The organism is Elusimicrobiota bacterium, from assembly GCA_041658405.1.
Classification (GTDB): domain Bacteria; phylum Elusimicrobiota; class UBA5214; order JBBAAG01; family JBBAAG01; genus JBBAAG01.
This window is the reverse complement of sequence record JBBAAG010000127.1, coordinates 1-5,106: the sequence shown is the minus strand read 5'-3', so window position 1 is coordinate 5,106 and position 5,106 is coordinate 1. Positions and strand designations below refer to the sequence as shown.

At 41.8% G+C, this 5,106-nt stretch carries 4 protein-coding genes; all 4 read right to left on the bottom strand.

Annotated features, from left to right (window positions below):
* On the bottom strand, positions 1–792 hold a 792-nt coding region (locus WC955_13055), incomplete at its 3' end, for an alanine--tRNA ligase-related protein (GenBank protein ID MFA5859983.1).
* Between the two features lie 9 nt (positions 793–801).
* Positions 802–1,641, bottom strand: coding sequence for a thymidylate synthase (locus tag WC955_13050; GenBank protein MFA5859982.1), 840 nt, complete (start codon positions 1,639–1,641; stop codon positions 802–804).
* Between the two features lie 98 nt (positions 1,642–1,739).
* Positions 1,740–2,627, bottom strand: coding sequence for a hypothetical protein (locus WC955_13045; protein MFA5859981.1), 888 nt, complete (start codon positions 2,625–2,627; stop codon positions 1,740–1,742).
* A gap of 1 nt (position 2,628) precedes the next feature.
* Positions 2,629–5,106 (bottom strand): hypothetical protein (locus tag WC955_13040; GenBank protein ID MFA5859980.1); only part of this gene is annotated, 2,478 nt, incomplete at its 5' end.

Here is a 5,106-nt window from a genome sequence, read left to right as displayed (position 1 = left end):
AACATCAGGGACATTGATCCCAAGAAGATTCACGGTTTCTATCATGATAGGCTTGAACAGGTCCGTCATAAAACACGACTCAACATTTTGCACTAAGGTCGTCAACCGTTCAAGGCCCATACCGGTATCAATATTTTTCTTGGGTAACGGCTTAAGAGTTCCATCTGGCTGGCGGTCATACTGAGTAAATACGTTATTCCATACTTCCAACCAACGGTCACAACTACACGCCGGCCCGCAATCCGGCTTCTTACACCCATACTTTTCCCCGCGGTCATAAATAATTTCGCTACACGGCCCGCACGGCCCTGTGGGGCCCATTGTCCAGAAGTTAGTATCATCCCCGAGTTTAATAATACGTGAAGGTTCAACAATTTTTGACCACAACTGCCCAGCCTCGTCATCATCTTTGTAAATTGATACATACAACTTATCCTTAGGCAACCCCATCCAGTTCGTGCTGGTAAGAAATTCCCATGCCCAGGGTATAGCTTCTCCCTTAAAATAATCGCCAAACGAAAAATTACCCAGCATCTCAAAAAAAGTCAGGTGCCGGATGGTAAGCCCTATTTGTTCAATATCCGACGTGCGGAAACACTTCTGGCACGATACCGCGCGGCTATACCCTTTATTAACCTTCCCAAGAAACTGATCCTTAAACTGTACCATCCCTGCGCTTGTAAACAATAACGTAGGATCCCCGGACGGTATCAAACTATCAGACGGTACTACCCTATGGCCGTTTGATTCAAAATACTTTAAAAAATTATTGCGTACTTCTTTACTATCCATCTTAAACAACTACTTCCCCGTCTTTTCATTTTCTAACCGTTTCTTCCCATCCTCAAAAAACGGTTCCGCAAACTCGCTGTTCCACGTACGGTCTTCCCATGAACGGTTTTTTATAGTATCCATAAACCGGTCAAGTTCTTTGAAATATGACCCGTAAATATGAAAACTATCAGCAATATCAACATACCTCCCGACTTTTACAGGTTTACCTATATTCTTACTTATACGCTCCGCAACGATCTTAAAAAGATCGGTTAACGCAAAGATATTCATAAACGCAGCCTTAAACGCATCACGTGACCGCCAATGCGTATTCATATTAAGCACCATCCCGCCTTTATCATCGGGCGACATACGGAACCATATACGCTGTAAACAAGGCGGATCCTCGGTCGGAGCATCAGTTTTTACATTCCAGGTAATCGCCTGTGCGCGTCGTGAATGCCCGGCTTTGGATAACCGGTTAACTACATAATCAATCTGGTTAACCACCTTACCTTCAATTTCATAAGCAAACAAGCGCTGGTGGTATGTATAAGTCCATTTCCCTTCCTCAGGTTTGATCCAATGATCATGCACGCCATTAACCACTTCCTGGCGGTAAACCTCGAGGTCATCAAGCCCGCCGGGGAACGCTTTATGAATCCTTGGCTCGGCATACGGGTCGTTTACCACCATCATCATTGTACAATCCTTACTTGGCGGGTCACCTGGTTTATCATACTCCGTGCGGACAGATTCTCCTTGAGACCATACTTTTAATACAGCTTTCTCCCATGCTTCCGGCAAGTTAGCGCCTTCAACCATAAATACCGGGATGTTACCTGTTTGTTTAACATCTGTAACCATAAATAATCCTACCGTTTCCTTCCATTAAAAAATAAAAATATTTAAGGAATTATTATAACCCTAATTCACGGATAAGTCAAACACGATGAGGGTATTCCCTATTTTGGAAATACAAATGTAAAACCTGCGCGATGGCTCAACCCAAAGATGTCATGCTGAAGTACTGCATAGTCAATACTATAACTACCCAGTTTTAAACCAAACCCCGCGGTAAATATACCGTTATCATACCCTCCGCGGACCGCCAACATTCTATAAAATTCCATCTCAACCCCTGCGTGGTACTTTAACTGAGTATTTACAGCCTCAAGCTCACCTGAAACAGTGAAGCTATCATTAAGCATCCTAGCAGCCGCACCGATCTTTGCGGTTATCGGGATTTCATTTCCACCAGAATGGACTAAGTTCTGGATATTAACCCCTAAGAATATTTTGTTGACAGGTATATACAACACCCCGAGATCCAACCCTAACCATGTTGAGTTATAATCATCAAACAGTTTATTAACAATTTTAGTTCCGAACCCGATACTCAACGACTGCCTGAATTTGAATGCATTAGAAAAAAATAGTGCGGTACTTGTATCGTTAATAGAATCACCGATAATATTTACGGTATCGCGTCTCACAATCCCGTCAGTTGCTAACTGAGCAACACCGATGCCGTATGTCCAAACACTACCTCTTGGTACCGCAATCCCGGCATTCGTATATCTTGTATTTTCAAATAGTCCGATATACGAAAGTTGTACTGCCATGCTATCAACAGTAGCCAATCCCGCGGGATTCCAGTAAACCGATGACGGGTCACCCTGTAAAGCCGTAGACGCTCTGCCCATACTCAACGCGCGGGTACCCAATCCAAGATTAAGAAAATACCCGGGTACACCTCCTGAGTTCTCTCCCGCATGAACTGGTACGGATAAACTCAAAAAATAAATTATTGCAAAACAAATAATGAATTTAAACATATTCTTCGTACTCACACTATTTTACCCCCAGTTTTGTCTTGAGGGTTACGCCATCACATTGTACAACACAGATATACGCACCTTTATCAACAGTCAAACCCATACCGTTCTTACCGTCCCATACAACATCATTCGGCCCGGCTACACCGCCGTTACTCTCACCTTTACCAACCTTACGTTCCCACACAAGCTCGCCGGTTAGGTCAAATATTTTAATAACAACATCCGCATCGGTTTTCAGAACATAATGTATCATGGTATACGGCTTTTCCGGCTTGAACGGGTTCGGATAATTCGATAATGTTTCTATACTTTCTGAAGCGGTAATATATTCCATCACCTTAAACATAGTCAAATGATTCACCTGTACAGAAATTTGTTTATTAACTTTATCTACACTCGATACAGGGATTAACACCCATCCTTTATTAACTTCGTTATAATAAAATACCCGCAGGTTATCCTCATTTATCCCATTGAGGATAGCATCCGTATACGGTATTGTGATAGTAATATCCTTCCCAAGTTCGTGTGTACCATCAGCAAGTTTGATTTCAACAACAATATCGGTATCCTTAAGTTTCGGGTCATTAGTAACCCTTGGCTGGTTGACAACACTTGGCTTGTTTACCTCCACCTTTGTACTATTAGTTAATGTACCCGCGGGAATATCTATCTTTAACCCGTCAGAATACACTAACGCAACATCCTGGCTTGGATCTATTGTTAAATGCACAATAAACTTATAATGCGCAGTATTCTTTGCAGACCAGTTCCCCGCATTATCCACAGCAATTGCGTGTATATACCAAATACCGTCAGCTAGTGTTGCCATTGTAATCGTGCTCCACGTGACATAGGTCCCATTCTCCGGGGTGACCATAGTATAACTACTTCCGTTTACAAGGTAATAATACCCTGCAATCCCGGAAACATCCTGTGTTGAAGACATGAACGCAAACCTCGCTAAAGTATTCGCGTATGCGGTATCATTAATCGGATGCGTAGTTGATGTTATACCAGGACTATCCGGCGGAGTAAGATCAATCACGGTTTGCGTTGATGTTTGAATCACCACGCGGATACCATCAGACGTGCGTACAGCACTGTATAACCCTGCGTTATTCAATGCTTTTAAATTAAAATAATACGTTGTCTCCGGAGATAATGACAACCCTGTCCTCACAGTAAACGTAGCATATAATATATTAACCCAGTCAACAATCTCGGTCCCACCTTTTGTAGTACCGATTGAATAAAAATACGCGGTAATCCCGGTTTCATTATCTAAAGACACACCATAATTTGCGGATAGTGTTGTGGTTGACAGTGTAACATCAACATCATAGCCGGTACCGTCCCAGACATACTGAGGCATTGACGGTATTGTAGTATCTACTGAGACATCTATGACACGCATTCCGTCAGACGACGCTACATTACCTGTTAACCCCGCATAATTCTCTGCCTTGACAGAAACGTAATATGTTGTACCATTCGTTAAACTCAACCCTGTACGCACAACATAAGTTGAAAGCCCGATATCAGTCCAAGTAACAACATCTACCCCTCCACTGCTTGTCCCTACAGCATACCAGTATTTCTTTACACACGATTCTGAATCATCCGTTTTTGTCCAGTTTGCAGACAACGCAGTTGTGGAATACCAAACATTAACATCAGCGCCTAATCCGTCATTAACATACTCAACTTTTTCGGGTGGCGTATTATCAGCGATATTAAGTATAAACACCGGTGATACACTGTAAGTGCTTGACATAAACGTAAATTTAGAATAATAAATATTGTTTGATGTATCACTAAAATTATTTCTGCTATACCCCCGGCTATTCATTCCGCCAATAACATAGAACCCATTATCTGTTGTCAATGTATGGTGGCTAGCTGCTGCTTTCGGAATAACTGACTCTGAAGATAAAGTAATTGTGCCTATACTGCCATCGGATTGAATTTTGCCGTAGTACACACGGTTATAACATGTACTATAATTATGCCCGCCTGTTATGTACAGGTAACCGTTAGAAACAAAACAGGATAACATTGATATATTTACAGGAAGAGTATTTACATTTGTGACAAAACTCCCGATACTTCCGTCAGTGTTTATCTTAGCATAGTATATTTTATTAGAATCCTGAGCATTACCCAGATGGCCGCCTATAATGTATAAATAACCGTTGTTAACCAACGCTGAATGTTCGAAGAGCTTAACCGTCATTTTTACGGGTGACAACGCAAAACTGCTGATATCCCCGCTAGCCTTTATTTTTGCGTAGTACACCGTATCGTACATTGTTGATGACGGAGTATTATATCCGCCAGTAAAATATAAATAGTTATTATAAATACAACTAGCGAACCCACCAGCATGTATTGTTGGAGCAGTGTTTGTTGAAACGTTAACACTCGAAAGTATACCGTCATTACCTATTTCCAGATAACACACATCATCAATTAATCGGGAAGTATTAGA

Coding starts and splice junctions, on each gene's coding strand:
- WC955_13050 (MFA5859982.1), bottom strand. CDS start 1,641: ATGGTTACAGATGTTAAACAAACAGGTAACATCCCGGTATTTATGGTT.